Genomic DNA, 16392 nt, shown 5'->3' with positions numbered 1-16392 from the left:
AAAGATGTCGATGCTGCCCGCCGAGTTCGCCGACCTCGAACGGTTCGCCGACTGGTGTCTGCCCAGCGAACCGGAGCGCTACGCCAAGAGGCTGGCCAGCTCCATGACGGAAATGAAGGCCTTTTACGACGCGATCACCCCGCGTGCCGAAGAGGCGCTGGCGTTCTGCGACAAGTTTTCCCTCGACGACTTGCCCGACGACGTCCTAAATCTGATGCACCTGCTCTACTCCATGATCATGGTGTCGTTCCCGGTGGAGTGCTGGAAACAGCCCCGGGTCCCCGATTCGGGTGCTGCGAGCTTGGATTGCGTGTCCGAGCCGGTGCCATGACCTTTGTGCTGCGGGCGGCGCGATGGGCTGACGTCGTGATCGGTCAGATCCACACGCCGGCGGAGGTGGTGATCGACGGCGAACGCATCACCGCGATCAATCCCCAAGAGCCGCTCCCGGATTCGGCCACCATCGTCGACCTCGGCGACGTGACACTGCTTCCGGGCCTGATGGACATGGAGCTCAACCTGCTCATCGGTGGACCCGGCGGCCCCGACGGCCTGCCGGCACCTATGCACGGCGTGCAGGACGACCCCGCGTATCGCACGCTGCGCGGCGCGGTCAACGCGCGCACCACCCTGGAGGCCGGGTTCACCACGGTGCGCAATCTCGGGTTGATGGTCAAGACCGGCGGCTATCTGCTCGACGTGGCGCTGCAGCGCGCCATCGACCAGGGCTGGCACATCGGGCCGCGCGTCTATCCCGCCGGACATGCCGTCACCCCGTACGGCGGGCATCTGGACCCGACGGTCTTCCAGCGGTTGGCTCCCGGGGTCATGCCGCTCTCGGTCGCCGAAGGCATCGCCAACGGGGTGCCCGACGTGATCGCTTGCGTGCGGTACCAAATTCGGCACGGCGCCAAGTTGATCAAGGTGTCCGCCTCGGGCGGGGTGATGTCGCACAGCACGGCGCCCGGCGCCCAGCAGTACTCCGATGCCGAGTTCGCCGCCATCGCCGACGAGGCCCACCGGGCCGGAGTTCGGGTGGCCGCGCACGCAGTGGGGGACAGCGCAATTCAAGCGTGCATTCGCGCGGGGATCGACTGCATCGAACACGGCTTCCTGGCCAGCGACGAGACCATCCAGATGATGGTCGATCACGGTACGTTCCTGGTCTCGACCACGTATTTGACCGACGCCATGGCCATCGATCGCATCGCGCCCGAGCTACGCAAGAAGGCGCTCGAGGTATTCCCGCGGGCAAAGTCGATGCTGCCCAAGGCGATTGACGCGGGGGTGCGGATCGCGTGCGGCACCGATGCGCCGGCCATCCCGCATGGCCACAACGCGAAGGAGTTGGGCGCGCTGGTCGACCGGGGGATGACCCCCGCGCAAGCGATCCGCGCGGCCACGGTGGTGGCGGCCGAGCTGATCGAGGCGGACGAGTTGGGCAGACTGGCACCCGGCTATCTGGCGGACATCATCGCCGTCCCCGGCGACCCTTTCGACGACATCGCCACGACCCTCGACGTTCGCTTTGTCATGAAGAGCGGGCAGATCTACAAGACCCCGGCGGCGTAACGGAGGCGAGTATGGAACTCACCGACAACATCCTGTGGCTGCTCAAGCAGGCCTTTTACTACTCGCTGACCACCATCAACGAGGCGATGCGCGAACACGGCGTGAGCACGGCCCAAATCGGTGTGCTGCGCCAGCTGGCCAACGAACCCGGCTTGTCCGGCGCCGAACTCGCGCGGCGCCTGCTGATCAGCCCGCAGGGCGTCCAACTCGCGCTCACCGCGCTGGAACGCCGCGGCCTGGTGGAAAGAAAACAGGATCCCCAGCACGCGCGCATCCTGCGGGCCTACCTGACGGGCGAAGGCCGCAAGGTCGCCGAAACGGTGGTCAGCGACGCGATCGCCGCCCACCAGGAGGTGTTCGGTGTGCTGACCGAGCAGGAGCAACGAACCCTGCGTGAATTGCTGGGCCGGGTGGTCGAAAAGGGCACCGGTCATGAACTGTTCAACGATCACGTCGAGGGGTGACCGTGGTTCGACGGGCGACCTGTATCTAGTACTTGAGACTAATCACAAGTAGTTGATACTCTGGCGGAGATGGCTGCAAACCGCGCGACAGCGAACGTCGGCTCCGCGACGGCGACCGCCGCCGCCGTCGGCGGTGTCGACACGGCTGCGTTGCCGAATGGCTTTGTCCCACTGCGGATCAAACGCGTCATTCGCGAGACCAGCGACGCCGTCTCGATCGTCCTCGAGGTCCCGCAGAGCCACGCGGAGCAGTTCGCCTACCAAGCCGGTCAGTTCCTGACGCTGCTGGTTAGTGTCGGCGGGTGCGAACATCGACGGTGTTACTCGATGTCGTCTGCACCCGGCGAAGATCTGCAGGTCACCGTCAAACGCGACGGTGACGGTGTGGTGTCGAACTGGCTGAATGACACCGCCGCGCCCGGCGGCCAGTTGCCCGCCCTGCCGCCACAAGGTCGCTTCGTGCTGCGCGACGACGATCGGGATCTGATCGCATTCGCCGGGGGAAGCGGTATCACGCCGGTGTTTTCGCTGCTGCGCACCGCGCTGATGTCCGGCACCCGCGCCACGCGACTGTTCTACGCCAACCGCAGCCGTGATGCGGTGATCTTCGACGATGCGTTGGCGTCGCTGGCCACGCAGCACGCCGATCGTTTCGTCCTGCACCACCACCTCGACGACAACAGCGGCTTCGTCACCCGCGCCGACGTCGAGGCGTTCATTCGAGACGCCGGCGACGCCAACGTATACATCTGCGGGCCCAACGCGTTCATGGAGACGGTGCGCAACGCTCTGGGCGCAACGGGCACGCCGGCCGATCGGCTGCACATCGAGCACTTCGACGTGAACGACGTTGCGGCGGCGGCACCGACCGACACCGAGGTGGTTACCGACGAGGTCACCATCGTGCTGGACGGAGCGACGACAACGGCGCGGTATGATCCTGGCAACACGTTGCTGCAGACGGCCCGTATGGCCGGCCTGCGGGCGCCGTCGTCGTGTGAAATCGGTTCGTGCGGAACGTGTATGGGCCGCCTGACCCAGGGTAGCGCCCGGATGATCAATAACGATGCGCTCGATCCGGACGAGGTCGCGGACGGCTGGGTGCTGACGTGTCAGGCCCTGCCCACCAGCCCAACGGTGCGGGTGGTCTACGAGTGAGGGAAAAGGTGGAGCGGAGTCGATGACCAGGGTGGCGGTGGTGACCGGCGGTGCCTCGGGTATGGGCGAGGCGACATGCCATGAATTGGGCCGGCGCGGACTCAAGGTTGCGGTCCTGGATGTCAACGAGCATGCCGCACAACGCGTCACCGACGATCTGCGTGCCAACGGCGTGACGGCGCTCGGGGCGGGCGCCGACGTCACCGATCGGTCCGCCGTGGAGCAGGCCTTCGCGAAGGTGCGCAGCGAACTGGGTCCGGTGACTGTCCTGGTGACCAGTGCCGGCGTATTCGATTATTCGCCCTTCCTGGAGATCAGCGCCGAAACCTGGTCGCGGATCGTCGACGTCAATCTCACCGGCACCTTTCATTGTTGCCAGGTTGCGCTGCCGGACATGCTGGAGGCGGGCTGGGGGAGAATCGTGATGATCTCGTCGTCGAGCGCCCAGCGGGGCTCGCCCTTCGCCGCCCACTATGCGGCTTCCAAAGGCGCGGTGATCACCTTGACCAAATCTCTGGCCCGCGAATACGCGCCGCACGGGATCACGGTGAACAACATTCCGCCCTCGGGCATCGAAACCCCGATGCAGCACCAGGGTCAGGCCGCCGGCTACCTGCCATCCAACGAGCAAATGGCCAGCAATATCCCGTTGGGCTACCTCGGCACCGGAGCCGACATCGCCGCGGCCGTAGGGTTTTTGTGTTCGGAAGAAGCAAGGTTCATCACCGGCCAGGTCTTGGGCGTCAACGGCGGAGCGGTGATGTGATAGTGAGGATTCGATGACCAGAGCAGGAAGGACCCCGGAGGGCTCGTGGACCGAGCACTATCCCGAATTGGGAACCGGTCCAGTCTCTTTCAGGGATTCGACGTCTCGGGAGTTCTACGAACTCGAGCGCGAGGCGATCTTCAAACGGGCGTGGCTCAACGTGGCGCGCGTCGAGGAACTTCCGCGTGTCGGTAGCTACCTGACCAAGGAGATCGAAGTCGCCGGCGTATCGGTGATCCTGGTCAAAGGCAGGGACGAGCAAATCCGCGCGTTCTACAACGTGTGCCGCCACCGCGGAAACAAGCTGGTGTGGAACGATTTTCCCGGCGAGGAGACCAAAGGGACGTGTCGGCAGTTCACCTGCAAGTACCACGGTTGGCGCTACGACCTACAGGGTGCGTTGAAGTTCGTCCAGCAGGAATCGGAGTTCTTCGACCTCGACGTCGCGCAGTACGGATTGCGTCCGGTGCACTGCGACGTGTGGAACGGCTTCGTCTTCATCAACCTCGACGCCGAACCGCGGCAGGGCCTGCGTGAGTTCCTCGGTCCGATGATCACCGGCCTCGACGGTTACCCGTTCGACAAGTTGACCGAGCGCTACGACTGGGTGGCCCACAACAACAGCAACTGGAAGATCTTCGCCGACGCCTTCCAGGAGTATTACCACGTGCCCTCGCTGCACTCACAACAGGTGCCCGCCGAGGTGCGCGACCCCAACGCCGGATTCACTTGCGGCCACTTCCAACTCGACGGCCCGCACCGACTGGTCTCCACGGCCGGACGGCGCCGCTGGCTGCTGCCACCGGAATACATGTATCCGATCGAAAGGGCCACCCGCAGCGGCCTGGTGGGTCCGTGGCGAACGCCCGACATCGGCGAACTGCCGGCCGGGGTTAACCCCGGGGGTATCGAGCCCTGGGGGATCAGCAATTTCCAGATCTTCCCGAACACCGAGGTCCTGATCTATGGCGGCTGGTATCTGCTGTACCGGTACTGGCCGACCTCGCACAACACGCACCGGTTCGAGGCGTATACCTACTTCCATCCGGCGCGCACCGTGCGCGAGCGTATCGAGCACGAGGTCGCCTCGGTGGTGCTGAAAGAGTTTGCGCTGCAGGACGCCGGGATGCTCGGCGGGACGCAGGCGGCGCTCGAGTACGGCATCGTCGACGAGTTCCCCCTCAACGATCAGGAGATCCTGGTGCGCCATCTGCATAAGGTCGCCGTCGACTGGGTCGAAGCCTATCGGCGCGAACGGGATTCGGTGGGGGTGTGACCATGGATCCGATGCTGCCCAGCGCCTTCGCCGAGCTGGAGGGCTATGCCCAAACCTGGTGCCTGGCAACCGAAACCGAACGCTGGAACGCTCGGATGAACGCCCCGATGCCGCAGCTGCGCGACTTCTACGACGCGTTCTTCCCCCGCCTCGAAGAGGCGATCGATTACTGCGACAAGTTTCCCCTGGACAATGTGCCCGACGACGCGCTGAACCTGTTGCACATGATCTATTCGCTGATCATGGTCGCCATGGCGGTGGAGATCATGCATCAACCCGCCCCGGTCGATGCCGCCGACGCGGTCATGATCCGCACCGGTGGTCCGGTGCCCTGACGTTTCAGCCACCAGACATCCCTTTCTTCGAAAGGAGCGACGATGAGTCTGCTCACCATCACCAAGCTCACCGAATCCGTCGGCGCCGAAGTCGCGGGTCTTGAGCCGGCCGCACTGGCGGGTGACGAGTCGGTGGGTGCAGCCGTCCTGGATGCGTTGGAGGACAACGGCGTTCTGGTCTTCCGCGGTCTGCGGCTCGACCCGGTGGCCCAGGTCGACTTCTGCCGCCGCCTCGGCGAGATCGACCACTCCTCCGACGGCCACCATCCGGTGGCCGGCATCTACCCGATCACGTTGGACAAATCCAAGAACGCCTCGGCCGCCTATTTGAAGGCCACCTTCGACTGGCACATCGACGGCTGCACACCGCTGGGCGACGAATGCCCGCAGAAGGCCACCGTGTTGTCGGCGGTGCAGGTCGCCGAATGGGGCGGCGAAACCGAATTCGCCAACTCCTACGCCGCCTATGACGCCCTTACCGACGACGAGAAGGAGCGGTTCGGCACGCTGCGGGTGGTGCACTCGCTGGAAGCGTCCCAGCGCCGCGTCTACCCCGACCCCTCGCCGGAACAGGTGCAGCGCTGGCGGTCCCGGCGCACGCACGAGCATCCGCTGGTGTGGACCCACCGCAGCGGCCGCAAATCGCTGGTGCTGGGCGCCTCCGCGGATTACGTCGTCGGCATGGGCCTCGACGAGGGACGCGCCCTGCTGGACGAGCTCCTCGCGCGCGCAACGGTGCCCGACAAGGTGTACAGCCACAGCTGGTCGGTCGGCGACACCGTCATCTGGGACAACCGCGGGGTGCTGCACCGCGCGGCCCCGTACGATCCGGACTCACAACGCGAAATGCTGCGCACCACCGTGCTCGGCGACGAACCGATCCAGTAGCATGACCGCGTCCGACGGACCTCCCCTGCGCCTGTCACCGTTGCCCGCCGACCAGTGGGACGAGGGCGCGCGTGCCGCGCTGGCGTCCCTGATCCCGGCCGGGCGGGCGAATCCCGTTGGTGCGGGCAATATTTTGGCGACCATGGTCCGCCATCCCGAGCTGACCGCGGCCTATCTACCGTTCAACGCCTACCTGCTCACCCGGTCGACGCTGTCGCCCCGGATCCGAGAAGTCGCGCTGCTGCGCGTGGTGCACCGCAGCAATTGCGGCTACTTGTGGTCACACCACATCCCGATCGCCCTGCGTGCGGGCCTGTCCGAATCCGAGATCGACGACATCGCATCCGGACGCTGCGCCGAGCGGACCGACCAGGCCGTGGTCCGGGCTGTCGACGATCTGACCGGGGACAGCACGATCAGCCAAGCGACCTGGGATCTGCTGTGTGAGTTGTTCACCGAGCAGCAGTGCATGGACCTGACCTTCACCATCGGTGGCTACCTCTTGCTGGCTTTGGCGGTCAACACGTTCGGCATTCAGGAGGAGCAGGGCTAGCCGCGCCTGCCGGGCCGCGCTGCGCGCTAGTCCTCGCGGGACAGGGCGGCGCGGGCTCATTCGGCGATCGCCCGCTCGACCAGCGCCTCCTGCTCGACGGGCACCGGATCGGCGATGACCACCGCGTAGTCGTCATCGTCGAGCCGGAAGACATCCGGCGCGATGTTCACGCAGTAGGCATTGCCTTCGCACCGATCCAGGTTCACTACCGGCCGCATGAAGATCCTCCTTCTCCGATCCCTCGCCGAGACTCGGAGTTTTCACAGTACAACTTGTGTAAACGCTAGCCTAGAGCGGTTGGGCGAGAAACGACCTCTGTTTTGGCCCTCAGTGACCGGCGACCAACGCGATCTCGGTTGCCAGCGCGGTCCCGCACACCGCCAACACGATCGAAAACGCCACCCAGTCGGCGGGTTTCGGCCGCGACGGGGCGGCCGAGATCTGGCCGGTGCCGCCGCGGGCGGTGATCGCGTCGCCCATCTCGTCGGCGCGCCGCAGTGTCACCGTGATGACGGCGACGACCACGTCGATCACGTCCGCCGCCGGACGCCGCAGCCGGGCCCAGTGGGTTCGCGGGGGCTGCTTGGGCCGCAACCGGCGGGCGGCGAAGAGCACCCGGAATTCGTCGATGAGCATCGGGAAGGTGCGCAGCGCGAGCGCCAATGCGACCGACCAGTCGTCGACCGGTATCCGCAGTGGCCGCAGGAAGCGGCCCAAAGTGGCCACCGCCGGGGCGATTTCGGCGACATTGGTGGTCCACGACACCAGGGCGCCCAGGGCAAGCAGCGCCACCGACAGCACGGTGATGCGGAGAAAGTCCAGCAGCCCGCCGAGGCCCAGCGAGGCCGAGCCCAGCTGGATGTACGGACTTCCGCCGGCGAATGCCGCGTTGGCGCCGACGATCACCAGCACGATCCACAGCCAGCGCGGCACCGACGGCAGCACCCCCCGCGGGATACGGGCGAGCCGGATTCCCGTCGCCGCCAGCGCTGCCGTGAGCCCGATCGCCACCCATCCCGGAAAGAAGGTCAACAGCAGCGAAAAGACAAATACCGCAAGCAGTTTTGTCCCGGCCCACAGCTCGTGGATGGGTGAGGTGCCCGGCACCGGCCGCAGCAGCACGAAGGGGCGACGGCGGCCGGCCGGGTGTGTCGCCGGCGGGGTGCTGGCCACCGCATTGTGCTGGGCCGGGGACGGGTCCAGCGAACCGTCACGCAGGTGCAGGGTGCGTGGGCACAGCTCCTGAAGCCCGGCGAAGTCATGCGAAATGACCACCACCGTCAGGCCGGTGTCACGGCGCCGCTGGGCCAGCAGCCCGACCAGGCCGCGCTGACTGGCGGCATCCAGCCCTGCCAGCGGCTCGTCCAGGATCAACACCCGCGGTGACCGCGCCAGCAGTCCGGCCAGGACCACGCGACGCATCTGTCCGCCGCTGAGCTGGTCGATGCGCCGCTTGGCCAGCCCGGCGTCCAGGCCGACGGCGGCCAGCGCCGCAATCACCCGTGCCTGATCGGTGGGCGAAAACCCGGCCGCCGAGGCCACTTCCAGGTCGACCCGGCTGCGCATCAGTTGCAGCCGGGCCGCCTGGAACTGGAGCGCGACCGCTCCGACCTGGTCAGCGGTCGGGCGCCCGTCCAGCAGGCAGGCGCCGGTGGCCGGCACGGTCAACCCGGCCATGATCCACGCCAGCGTCGATTTGCCGGAACCGTTGCCGCCGTGGATCAACAGCCCGTCGCCCTCGTGCACCGCGAAGCTGACATCGCGCAGCGCGGTCTGGGCCCAGGGGGTGCCGCTGGCGTATTCGTGTCCGACACGGACGAGTTCGAGCACCGGCGCGCTGCCGGGACGTCCGTCCGTCACCGTCGGAGCCGGCGCGGTCGCGCTGCGGACCAGGTCGGTGTCCACCGACACGTCACCGAGATTGATTGCGCGGTCGGCGTATTCGGCCTCGTCGTTGTAGTGCGTGATGTGCACCAGGGCCGTTTGGTGGCGCTCGGTGAGGCCGGACAGGACGGCGAGCAATTGCTCCCGGCCCTGCCGGTCGACCATGCTGGTGACCTCGTCGGCGATCAGCAGCGCCGGCTCGCGCGCCAGCGCCGCGGCGACGGCCAGGCGCTGCAGCTCCCCGCCGGACAGGCTGCCCGTGTCCCGCTCGGCCAGCGCTTCCAGCCCGACCTCGCCGAGTAGCCGGGGGATGTCGGTGCTCTTGCCCGGTGGCAATCCCCAGACCACATCGTCGGCGACCCGGGTGCCCAGCACCTGGCTTTCCGGGTGCTGCATGATGACCGCGGTGCCGCCGAGCTCACCGAGCCCCACCGCCCCCGGACGCTCGACAACCCCCGATGTCGGTTTCCGCCCGGCCAGGATCAACATCAGCGTGGTTTTCCCGGAACCGTTGGCCCCGGTGACCGCGATGTGTTCACCCGTCTGCACGTCCAGGTTGACCGCGCGTAGCGCGTCGTGGTCGGCGTGCGGATAGCGCAGCCGCACCCGCTTCAGGCGTACCGGGACGGGCCGGATCGGGCCGCTGCTTGCCGGCGCGTCGAGCTTGTGCACGTCGGGAACGCCGCGCAGTCGCTCCAGCACCCGGGACAACGCCCACCAACCGACCAGCGAAGCGCCCACGACGACGAAGACGGCGTAGCCCAGGACGAGCCACTGCCAGTAGTGCAGCGCCTCGGCGAAGAACGCCTTGAACTGTTGCGCGGGTGCGCGCAGCTGCGCCACCCGCGATGCGACCGTCGCGGCCCCGTCCACCGTGGCGCTGGCGGCGTGGAAGGCGAGCTGCCGGAACCGGGTCAGCAGGGTCAGCGCGGCGACCATCCCGGCGCCGACGACGACGCCCGCGCCGAACGACACCGCGATCACAGTGGGGGTGCCGCGGCGGTGGCGCTTGACGGTTCCGGCCAGCCCACCGACATAGGCGCAGAGCGCGATCGCTCCCAAGCCGCTCAGGCCGACGACCAGGAAGCCGATCACACCGGCGGCGACCGTACCGGCGATCAGAACGCGGATCCGGTAGCGGTAGGCCAGCAGCCCGGTCGGCACGCTGCCGAGCAGGCCCAGCCCCCCGCCGTGCGGAAGGACGACGGCGATGATGGCGATCGCGGCGCACAAAGCGCCCATCACCGATGCCTGCGCCAGCTCGCCGGGTCGCAGCGATCCGGCCCGCGTTTTCGGCATCGCAGTGTCGGGCGCCTTCACGACACGATTATGCCCGGCGTCGCCCGGCCCGCCCGTTGGCGCTTAGATCTTCAGGTAGCCCTTGTCGGCGGGAATCTGCGCGGCCGTCACCAGCGCGCCGTCACCAGCGCGGAGGCGTTGCTGGCGAGCCACAAGACGATGTCGGAGACCAGGTTCGGGTCGGCCAGCGAGTCGGTGGGCAACGCGCCGGGGGAGAAGCTGTGAGTGTAGGTCTGGTTGTCGGCGAAAACTGCCACATCGAGGGGTCGTTGCCCATGGACGTGTCGGTGCCGTACGGGTGCACCGAGTTGACCCGGATGCCGTATCCGCCCAGTTCCACCGCCAGCGAATTCGTCAGCCCGACCACGCCGAAGTCGCTGGCGCCAGCCGCACGCAATGCGAGCGGCCCTGTCCGCGCGCGGCGCCGGTGACGAACGCAACCCGGCCGGCCAAGGGTTTGTCGTTGTCGCTCATGGGATCTGGCCTCCTGTGTCGGGACCGTCGCGGAGGCTGTGGCGGCGCGGATCGCCTCACGCGGCGTCGTCGTCGACATGTGAACACGTTAATGAGATGTGTTCAATCCGCTCAACGATTCGTCAGATTGGCATCACCGCTGCGGCAGTGGGCGGGGACGCACGAGCGTCGGCCACCAGAACCACGGTCCCAAAATCCGCAGGATGGACGGCACGACGAACGACCGCACGATCAGAGTGTCGAGCAGCAGGCCGATGCACACGGTCGATCCCACCTGCCCGATCGTCCTCAGATCGCTGGTGAGCATCGCCAGCATGGTGAAGGCGAACACCAAACCGGCCGAGGTCACCACTCCGCCGGTGCTGCCGAGCGCGCGGATGAGACCGGTGTGGATCCCGCCGTGCAACTCCTCTTTGACCCGGTTGATCAGCAGCAGGTTGTAGTCCGATCCGACGGCCACCAGGATGATGAAGGTCAGCGGCAGCACCAGCCAATGCAGATGCAGGCCGATGAGATGTTGCCACAAGAGAATGGACAGGCCGAACGCCCCGGCGTAGGAGAAGGCCACGGTGCCGGGAATCACCAAGGCCGCCACCAGGCTTCGCGTGATGAACAACATGATCAGGAAGATCAGCACGAAGGCCGCGATCGCCGCGATCAACAGATCCGACATGGCGTATTGCTTGATGTCCTTGTCATTGGATCCCGAGCCGCCGATGTAGACCCGGGCGCCGGCCAGCGACGTCTCCTTCAGGATCGTCTTAATCGCGTCGGGGAACTGTTCCACATGCTCGACCCCTTCGGGGCCCATCGCGTCACCCTCATGGGTGACGATGAAGCGGGCGGCTTTGCCGTCCGGCGACATCATCAGCTTCATGCCCGCCTTGACGTCCTCGTTGTCAAAGCCCTCGTGCGGGATGTAGAAATAGTCGTCGCTGCGAGACCTGTCGAAGTCGTTGCCCACGTTGATCAGGTCGTCGAACGTCTGGTCGGTCTGGATGGACTGCAGATCCGCCGACCCGTAACTGTTGACCAACTTCAGCTGCAGCGCCTCGGTGTCGTCGGCGGTGGCCTTCAGTTGGGCGATGATCTGTGGGAAGGCCTTATCCACCTCCGCGAGGGAGATTTCGGCTTTGTCGATATCTTCGGCGAGGTGGTCTATGTGATCGATCGTGTCCCACAGCGATCTGAACGCCCAGCAGATGGGGATGTCGAAACAGTGCTTCTCCCAATAGAAGTAGCTTTTGACGGGGCGGAAGAAATCGTCGAGGTTCGAGACTTCCTCGTTCATCTCGTTGCTGATCCGTTTCAGGTCCTCGACGGTGAGCACCGTCTGGTGCAGTTCGTCGGACACCTTCTGGAAGAAGCCGATCTCTTTGCGTAGCACCGCCACGGAGTGCGCCTGGATGTCTGCCTGGGCATCGGTGTTGGAGTTCTGCTCCCTGTTGAACGGGAGTTGTTGACCGTTGCCGCTGCCCTGCGTGGTGAACAGGTAGGGAATGCTGGCGTGCTCGAGCGCGCGGCCCAAGGGCCGCGTCATGCCCTGCACCATCGCCACGCCGTGCAGCCGGATCAGCGCCTTGGCGACACGGTCCAGCGAGATGAAGTCGGCCGAGTTGCGCATGTCGTGATCGGTCTCGACCATCAGCATCTCGGAGAAGAGCTTGCTCTTGGGGAAGTGCCGGTCGGCGGCCTGGAAACCGAGATTGGCGGGCGCGCCGACAGGTTGGTATTGGCGGTCGTCGTAGTTCTGCCGGTAGCTCGGCACGAAGATCGCGCCGAGCATGACGACGGCGGAACTGGCCACCAGGATCGGCACCGGCCACCGCACCACGCTCGCACCGATGCGCCGATACAGAAATCCTTTGGTGCTGGTTCGCGGGTCGAACATCCCGAAGAGGCTGCCGACGGTCAAGACCGCCGGACCCAGCGTCATCGCCGCGGCGATGGTGAACAGCATGGTGATCGCGACGGCGGGCCCCATGGTGTGGAAGTAATTCAGGCGCGCGAACGTCAAGCAGTAGCACGCGCCGGCGATCGTCAAACCGGAGCCGATGATGATGGGCGCCACGCCCTTATAGGCGATGTAGAAGCTGTCCTCCCGGCTCTCGCCGGCCTGGCGCGCCTCGTGGTAGCGGCCCATCAGAAATATGCCGTAATCCGTCCCCGCCCCCAGGGTCAGTGCGATGACGATGTTCACCGCGAACGACGACAATTCGATGTACCCGTAATGTCCGAGGGTCGAGACGACGCCCTTGGCGACGAGCATCTCGATGAGGACGCCGAGCAACGGCACCAGCAGGGTCGACGGGGTGCGGTACACCAGGAGCAGCATCACGAGGATGAGAATGATCGTGACGATCGTGACGTTGTTCAGGCTGGCGTTGGCGATAGCGAGCGTGTCGGAGGCCAGGGGAGCCGCACCGCTGACGTAGACCTTGAGGCCCGGTGGCGGCGTGTCTTTCTTGATGATGTCGCGGACGGCGTCGACGGACTGGTTCGCCTGAATCTGGCCGATGTCGCCGGCGAGACGAAGGAGCACGTAAGTGCACTTGCCATCGACGCTTTGCGCCCCCGCCGCGGTAAACGGCTTGCCCCACAAATCCATCACGTATTGCACGTGTTTGGTGTCGCGTTCGAGGCGACGCATCAGGTCGTCGTAGTACCGGTGATCCTGGTCGCCCAGCGGCCGGTTCGCCTCGAACACCACCATGGTCAGGTTGGTCGAGTTGGATTCGTGAAACTTTTCGCCGATGTGCAGCAGCGCCCGCTGCGAGGGGGCATAGTGCGGGACCATGGGTCCGGCGAGTTCTTCCGCCACCCGTTCCACTTGGGGCATAAAGGCATTCGTGGTGACGGCGAGCAAGCCCCAGAAGAAGATGATCGGAATCGCCAGGGCGCGCACCATTTTCGGGATAAGGGGACGCTTGACTCCGCGATCGTCGAGGCGATGCTCGGTCATGCCGACTTCACCCTGCACTGCACGTCGGCGTCCTGATGGTCATCCGAGTGTTCGTCGCGGATCACGCCGTCCACCAGCATCCGGCAACCGACCTGGCCGCCGCGGACGTGCACCGAGATGCTGCCGGACGCCACGGTGAGCGTGGTGGTCTCGGTGTGGGTCCAGGGCAGGGTCGTGAAATCAACCTGATGCGGGTGGCCCTCGATGTCGATGTAGACGAGCTTGCCGCCCTGCCCCGGGGAGCCGAACACCTCATAGGTGATCCGCTTGGGGTTGAACTGCTCGGGGGCCTGCGGACCGTTGACGGTGATCACCGGCTCCGGTTCGGAGAACTGGTGCACCTTGTACATGCACAGCAGACCCACGCCGACCGCGACGACGGCGACCAACGGCATCCAGGTCCGCGCCAGGACGGTCCGCCCGACTGAACGAGGGCTCATTCGATCACCTCTCGCGGCCCGGGTCCGGACATCCTGTTCGTTCCCCCGCCCTCGCCCTCGCATCCGCCAAATAGTAGACGGTCATGTGCTCAATTGACACACATCATGGTGCAAAGACTCCGAACACCGCAACCCGGACACGACCTCGAAACCCGCGGGCCCACCCGGCTGCCGGTGCGGGCGCCGCATGGCCGGTCTCGTGTTGCGTCAGGCCAGCGTCTTCAGCCGGCGCCGTAGCCGCGCGCTGCGGCGAATCTGAATGGCCAGGTTCGTCGAGGTAAACATGGGGATCACCCCGAGGAATGTCCGCTCCGAGGGTGTCGCCCCATGCAGGTGGTAGAGACTGCCGAAGACGAAAAAGCAACCCAGCATGAACAACGCGCCGGGAATGCACAGGGTCATCAACGAACCGCGGTCGGCAACGACCTGTTTCGCGTAGTCCACCTCGTCCCGCGACATCGGTTCGCCGTTGCGGACCTTCTGCAAAACCGCTTTGGCGCTGCCGATTTCTTCACTGACCGGAGCAGTCGTTCGGCGCTCCAAGCGATTTACGTACACGGCTGCGACGGCGGCCAACGTCACGGCCAGGCCGAGGGTGATCAGGGTCAACAGACCATAGAAATACGTATTCATTCTCCAGTCCTTGCTCGGCTGTCGGACTCGATGAAGATTATCCCCGATCCCTGATCACGTCGCGGATGATCAGTCCGAGCAAGGCGATCAGACCGAGCGGCACCAGGAGCTTGAAGACAATCGAGGCGTGGCTGTACAGCACGCCATAAGCGACCGTTCCGATCACCACCATGGTGAGCAGGATGGCGCGATTGATCTTGTCCGTACTCATCGCAGGAACGTAACTTCTCGACGACGAGACCTCAAAACCCGAAGTCACCGCCGCCGCCCGAATCCGACCCGCCGCCGAAGTCCGAACCGCCGCCGAAGTCCGAACCGCTGGAGTCCCAACCGCCTCCCGAGTCCCACCCGCCGCCAAAGCCCACGTCACCACCGCCGGAAAACGTGGCGTCGTTGCCCGCGAACCCGACGTCGGCCGGGGGGCTGTCGTAGCCGGTTGCCTGTCCGCCGTCATAGCTGGTGGCATCAGCGAACGCCGAGTCGCGGCCGGCCTCGAAGCCGCGCTCGTAGCTACCGCCCCAATGGTCGTCCAGCAGCGCGTCCATCAGCAGCACGTCGGCCAGCGCCCACGTCCAGCCGGGACCCCAGAACGCGTACGGGTAATAGCCGGGGTAGAAGAAGATCCCGTTGTGGTAACCACCGCCGTAGTAGTACGGGTAACCCGGCTGGGCGGTGGTGCTGTAGTTGTTGTTGTTGATCGTCACCGTTTCGCCGGTGTCGGGGTTCTTCGTGCGTACCGTGGCCTGTTTGCGGTCATCGACCGGGACCGAAGTCACGGCTGCGACGTCGGGTTGGGGTGGGTCGAGCTTCCGGTTGGCCTTGGCGACCGTGGACTCGACCACCCGCAAGTGCGCTCGCGCGGAGCCGTAATCGCCTTTCTCATAAGCTTTTCGGGCGTCGTAGAGGCTGGCGTTGGCTTTCAACGACTCGGCGCCGACATCGATCCCGCCAGCGGTGAGTACCGCGTTGTCCAGGTCGCTGACGTTCGACGTGGCCGCGATCAATTCCTGCTTGATTTCCTCACGCGCCTCGGCGTCCTTGCGATGCTTGCGATTTCGGCCCACGGCGAACCAGAACAGGCCTGCCAAGCCCAGCGCGATGCCGAGAATGACCAGCGTCACCTTCAACCACGCCCACTCGTCGTGCTTTTCGCGCGCGACCGCAGACGTGGCCGCCGGTCCGGCGGGGCCCGCGTCGGCGCTCGCCAGCCTGGCGACGAAGGCGCTCGTGGCGCCGTACGGGTCGTTGCGGTGGTCCCTCGCCGACTGGCGCATGAACTGGTCAACGTTGTCCGCAATCGCCCTGGGCACGTTGTAGGCGCGCACGTGGTAGCCGCGAGCGTCGATGACGAGGATGACGCCGCCGAATCCGGCGTTGCGGCCCAGCATCGCGGCGTGTACGGCATCGGCGGTGGTGATCCCGCTCTGGGCGGGCGACACGGCCGCCACCCAGACCGGTGGCCCCGCACTCCATCGCCACGAGCTGGTGAGAATCTGCTGGTTCAGCTTGTCGGGGTTCTGCAGCGGCGGTCTGGCACCGGGATCGGCCACCACATGCGTCTGGCCGTCGAACCTGCTCACCAGCTGGTCTGTGTAGGCGTCGGCCGTCGCGGTCGGCGCGAGCAGCATGGCCAGTGCCACGGCCAACGGGGCCAGGACCAGGCTGCGCAAGCGTAAGGTCACATCTCT

The 16392-nt window shown here is 65.9% G+C and carries 17 protein-coding genes and 1 pseudogene; 9 read left to right on the top strand and 9 right to left on the bottom strand.

Annotated elements, in window-relative coordinates; translation table 11 throughout:
* Window positions 1–4: 4 nt before the first annotated feature.
* The 9 genes from BST14_RS10270 (at window position 5) to BST14_RS10230 (ending at window position 7012) form a co-directional block, all read left to right on the top strand.
* Window positions 5–331: a hypothetical protein gene (locus tag BST14_RS10270; protein ID WP_083064398.1), complete on the top strand. Its 327-nt coding sequence runs from the start codon at window positions 5–7 to the stop codon at window positions 329–331.
* Window positions 328–1572 (top strand): metal-dependent hydrolase family protein, encoded by a 1245-nt coding sequence (locus BST14_RS10265; protein WP_083064397.1) that lies wholly within the window; start codon window positions 328–330, stop codon window positions 1570–1572. Before BST14_RS10270 ends, BST14_RS10265 begins: the two co-directional genes overlap by 4 nt.
* Window positions 1573–1583: 11 nt before the next feature.
* Window positions 1584–2036: a MarR family winged helix-turn-helix transcriptional regulator gene (locus BST14_RS10260; protein WP_083064396.1), complete on the top strand. Its 453-nt coding sequence runs from the start codon at window positions 1584–1586 to the stop codon at window positions 2034–2036.
* A gap of 69 nt (window positions 2037–2105) precedes the next feature.
* The gene (locus BST14_RS10255) at window positions 2106–3194 is read left to right on the top strand and encodes a ferredoxin--NADP reductase (protein WP_083064395.1); all 1089 of its coding nucleotides are present in this window, start codon (window positions 2106–2108) and stop codon (window positions 3192–3194) included.
* Between the two features lie 22 nt (window positions 3195–3216).
* Window positions 3217–3960 carry an SDR family NAD(P)-dependent oxidoreductase gene (locus tag BST14_RS10250; protein ID WP_083064394.1) on the top strand — a complete coding sequence of 248 codons (744 nt, stop codon included), beginning with the start codon at window positions 3217–3219 and terminating at the stop codon, window positions 3958–3960.
* A gap of 13 nt (window positions 3961–3973) precedes the next feature.
* Window positions 3974–5236 (top strand): aromatic ring-hydroxylating oxygenase subunit alpha, encoded by a 1263-nt coding sequence (locus BST14_RS10245; protein ID WP_083064393.1) that lies wholly within the window; start codon window positions 3974–3976, stop codon window positions 5234–5236.
* Entirely contained in the window at window positions 5233–5571 is a 339-nt protein-coding gene (locus tag BST14_RS10240; protein ID WP_083064392.1) for a hypothetical protein, read from the top strand. Before BST14_RS10245 ends, BST14_RS10240 begins: the two co-directional genes overlap by 4 nt.
* 42 nt (window positions 5572–5613) lie before the next feature.
* Window positions 5614–6459: a TauD/TfdA dioxygenase family protein gene (locus BST14_RS10235; RefSeq protein WP_083064391.1), complete on the top strand. Its 846-nt coding sequence runs from the start codon at window positions 5614–5616 to the stop codon at window positions 6457–6459.
* Window position 6460: 1 nt separating this feature from the next.
* Window positions 6461–7012: a carboxymuconolactone decarboxylase family protein gene (locus BST14_RS10230; RefSeq protein ID WP_083064390.1), complete on the top strand. Its 552-nt coding sequence runs from the start codon at window positions 6461–6463 to the stop codon at window positions 7010–7012.
* 56 nt (window positions 7013–7068) lie between these two features.
* Here the strand turns inward: BST14_RS10230 and BST14_RS10225 are convergent, their stop codons facing one another.
* From BST14_RS10225 to BST14_RS10195, 9 genes and pseudogenes are all read right to left on the bottom strand, one after another.
* The gene (locus BST14_RS10225; protein ID WP_083064389.1) at window positions 7069–7230 is read right to left on the bottom strand and encodes a ferredoxin; all 162 of its coding nucleotides are present in this window, start codon (window positions 7228–7230) and stop codon (window positions 7069–7071) included.
* Between the two features lie 109 nt (window positions 7231–7339).
* Window positions 7340–10216 carry an ATP-binding cassette domain-containing protein gene (locus BST14_RS10220; protein ID WP_142279341.1) on the bottom strand — a complete coding sequence of 959 codons (2877 nt, stop codon included), beginning with the start codon at window positions 10214–10216 and terminating at the stop codon, window positions 7340–7342.
* Window positions 10217–10302: 86 nt separating this feature from the next.
* A complete protein-coding gene (locus tag BST14_RS32625; protein WP_245845364.1) occupies window positions 10303–10452 on the bottom strand; it encodes a hypothetical protein in 150 nt (49 codons plus the stop codon).
* Window positions 10452–10577, bottom strand: a pseudogene (locus BST14_RS32620) (SDR family NAD(P)-dependent oxidoreductase); the annotation flags it as partial. The gene BST14_RS32625 and the pseudogene BST14_RS32620, both read right to left, overlap by 1 nt.
* Before the next feature lie 225 nt (window positions 10578–10802).
* Window positions 10803–13631, bottom strand: coding sequence for an MMPL/RND family transporter (locus BST14_RS10210; RefSeq protein ID WP_083064388.1), 2829 nt, complete (start codon window positions 13629–13631; stop codon window positions 10803–10805).
* Complete coding sequence (locus tag BST14_RS10205) at window positions 13628–14071, bottom strand: MmpS family transport accessory protein (protein ID WP_211280691.1); 444 nt, start codon at window positions 14069–14071, stop codon at window positions 13628–13630. Before BST14_RS10205 ends, BST14_RS10210 begins: the two co-directional genes overlap by 4 nt.
* Window positions 14072–14278: 207 nt before the next feature.
* On the bottom strand, window positions 14279–14704 hold the full coding sequence (locus BST14_RS10200) for a hypothetical protein (RefSeq protein ID WP_083064386.1): 426 nt from the start codon (window positions 14702–14704) through the stop codon (window positions 14279–14281).
* Window positions 14705–14741: 37 nt separating this feature from the next.
* Complete coding sequence (locus BST14_RS30330) at window positions 14742–14915, bottom strand: hypothetical protein (RefSeq protein WP_169926070.1); 174 nt, start codon at window positions 14913–14915, stop codon at window positions 14742–14744.
* A gap of 31 nt (window positions 14916–14946) precedes the next feature.
* Complete coding sequence (locus tag BST14_RS10195) at window positions 14947–16332, bottom strand: tetratricopeptide repeat protein (RefSeq protein WP_211280695.1); 1386 nt, start codon at window positions 16330–16332, stop codon at window positions 14947–14949.
* Window positions 16333–16392: the final 60 nt, after the last annotated feature.

Source organism: Mycobacterium arosiense ATCC BAA-1401 = DSM 45069 (genome assembly GCF_002086125.1).
Classification (GTDB): domain Bacteria; phylum Actinomycetota; class Actinomycetes; order Mycobacteriales; family Mycobacteriaceae; genus Mycobacterium; species Mycobacterium arosiense.
The sequence above is the reverse complement of the archived record's forward strand: the minus strand, read 5'-3'. Positions and strand labels throughout refer to the sequence as shown.

Excerpts from the sequence above, each read along its gene's own strand:
- BST14_RS10270 (WP_083064398.1), top strand. The coding sequence starts at position 5 with ATGTCGATGCTGCCCGCCGAGTTCGCCGACCTCGAACGGTTCGCCGAC.
- BST14_RS10265 (WP_083064397.1), top strand. The coding sequence starts at position 328 with ATGACCTTTGTGCTGCGGGCGGCGCGATGGGCTGACGTCGTGATCGGT.
- BST14_RS10260 (WP_083064396.1), top strand. The coding sequence starts at position 1,584 with ATGGAACTCACCGACAACATCCTGTGGCTGCTCAAGCAGGCCTTTTAC.
- BST14_RS10255 (WP_083064395.1), top strand. The coding sequence starts at position 2,106 with ATGGCTGCAAACCGCGCGACAGCGAACGTCGGCTCCGCGACGGCGACC.
- BST14_RS10250 (WP_083064394.1), top strand. The coding sequence starts at position 3,217 with ATGACCAGGGTGGCGGTGGTGACCGGCGGTGCCTCGGGTATGGGCGAG.
- BST14_RS10245 (WP_083064393.1), top strand. The coding sequence starts at position 3,974 with ATGACCAGAGCAGGAAGGACCCCGGAGGGCTCGTGGACCGAGCACTAT.
- BST14_RS10235 (WP_083064391.1), top strand. The coding sequence starts at position 5,614 with ATGAGTCTGCTCACCATCACCAAGCTCACCGAATCCGTCGGCGCCGAA.
- BST14_RS10230 (WP_083064390.1), top strand. The coding sequence starts at position 6,461 with ATGACCGCGTCCGACGGACCTCCCCTGCGCCTGTCACCGTTGCCCGCC.
- BST14_RS10225 (WP_083064389.1), bottom strand. The coding sequence starts at position 7,230 with ATGCGGCCGGTAGTGAACCTGGATCGGTGCGAAGGCAATGCCTACTGC.
- BST14_RS10210 (WP_083064388.1), bottom strand. The coding sequence starts at position 13,631 with ATGACCGAGCATCGCCTCGACGATCGCGGAGTCAAGCGTCCCCTTATC.
- BST14_RS10205 (WP_211280691.1), bottom strand. The coding sequence starts at position 14,071 with ATGAGCCCTCGTTCAGTCGGGCGGACCGTCCTGGCGCGGACCTGGATG.
- BST14_RS10200 (WP_083064386.1), bottom strand. The coding sequence starts at position 14,704 with ATGAATACGTATTTCTATGGTCTGTTGACCCTGATCACCCTCGGCCTG.
- BST14_RS30330 (WP_169926070.1), bottom strand. The coding sequence starts at position 14,915 with ATGAGTACGGACAAGATCAATCGCGCCATCCTGCTCACCATGGTGGTG.
- BST14_RS10195 (WP_211280695.1), bottom strand. The coding sequence starts at position 16,332 with ATGCTGCTCGCGCCGACCGCGACGGCCGACGCCTACACAGACCAGCTG.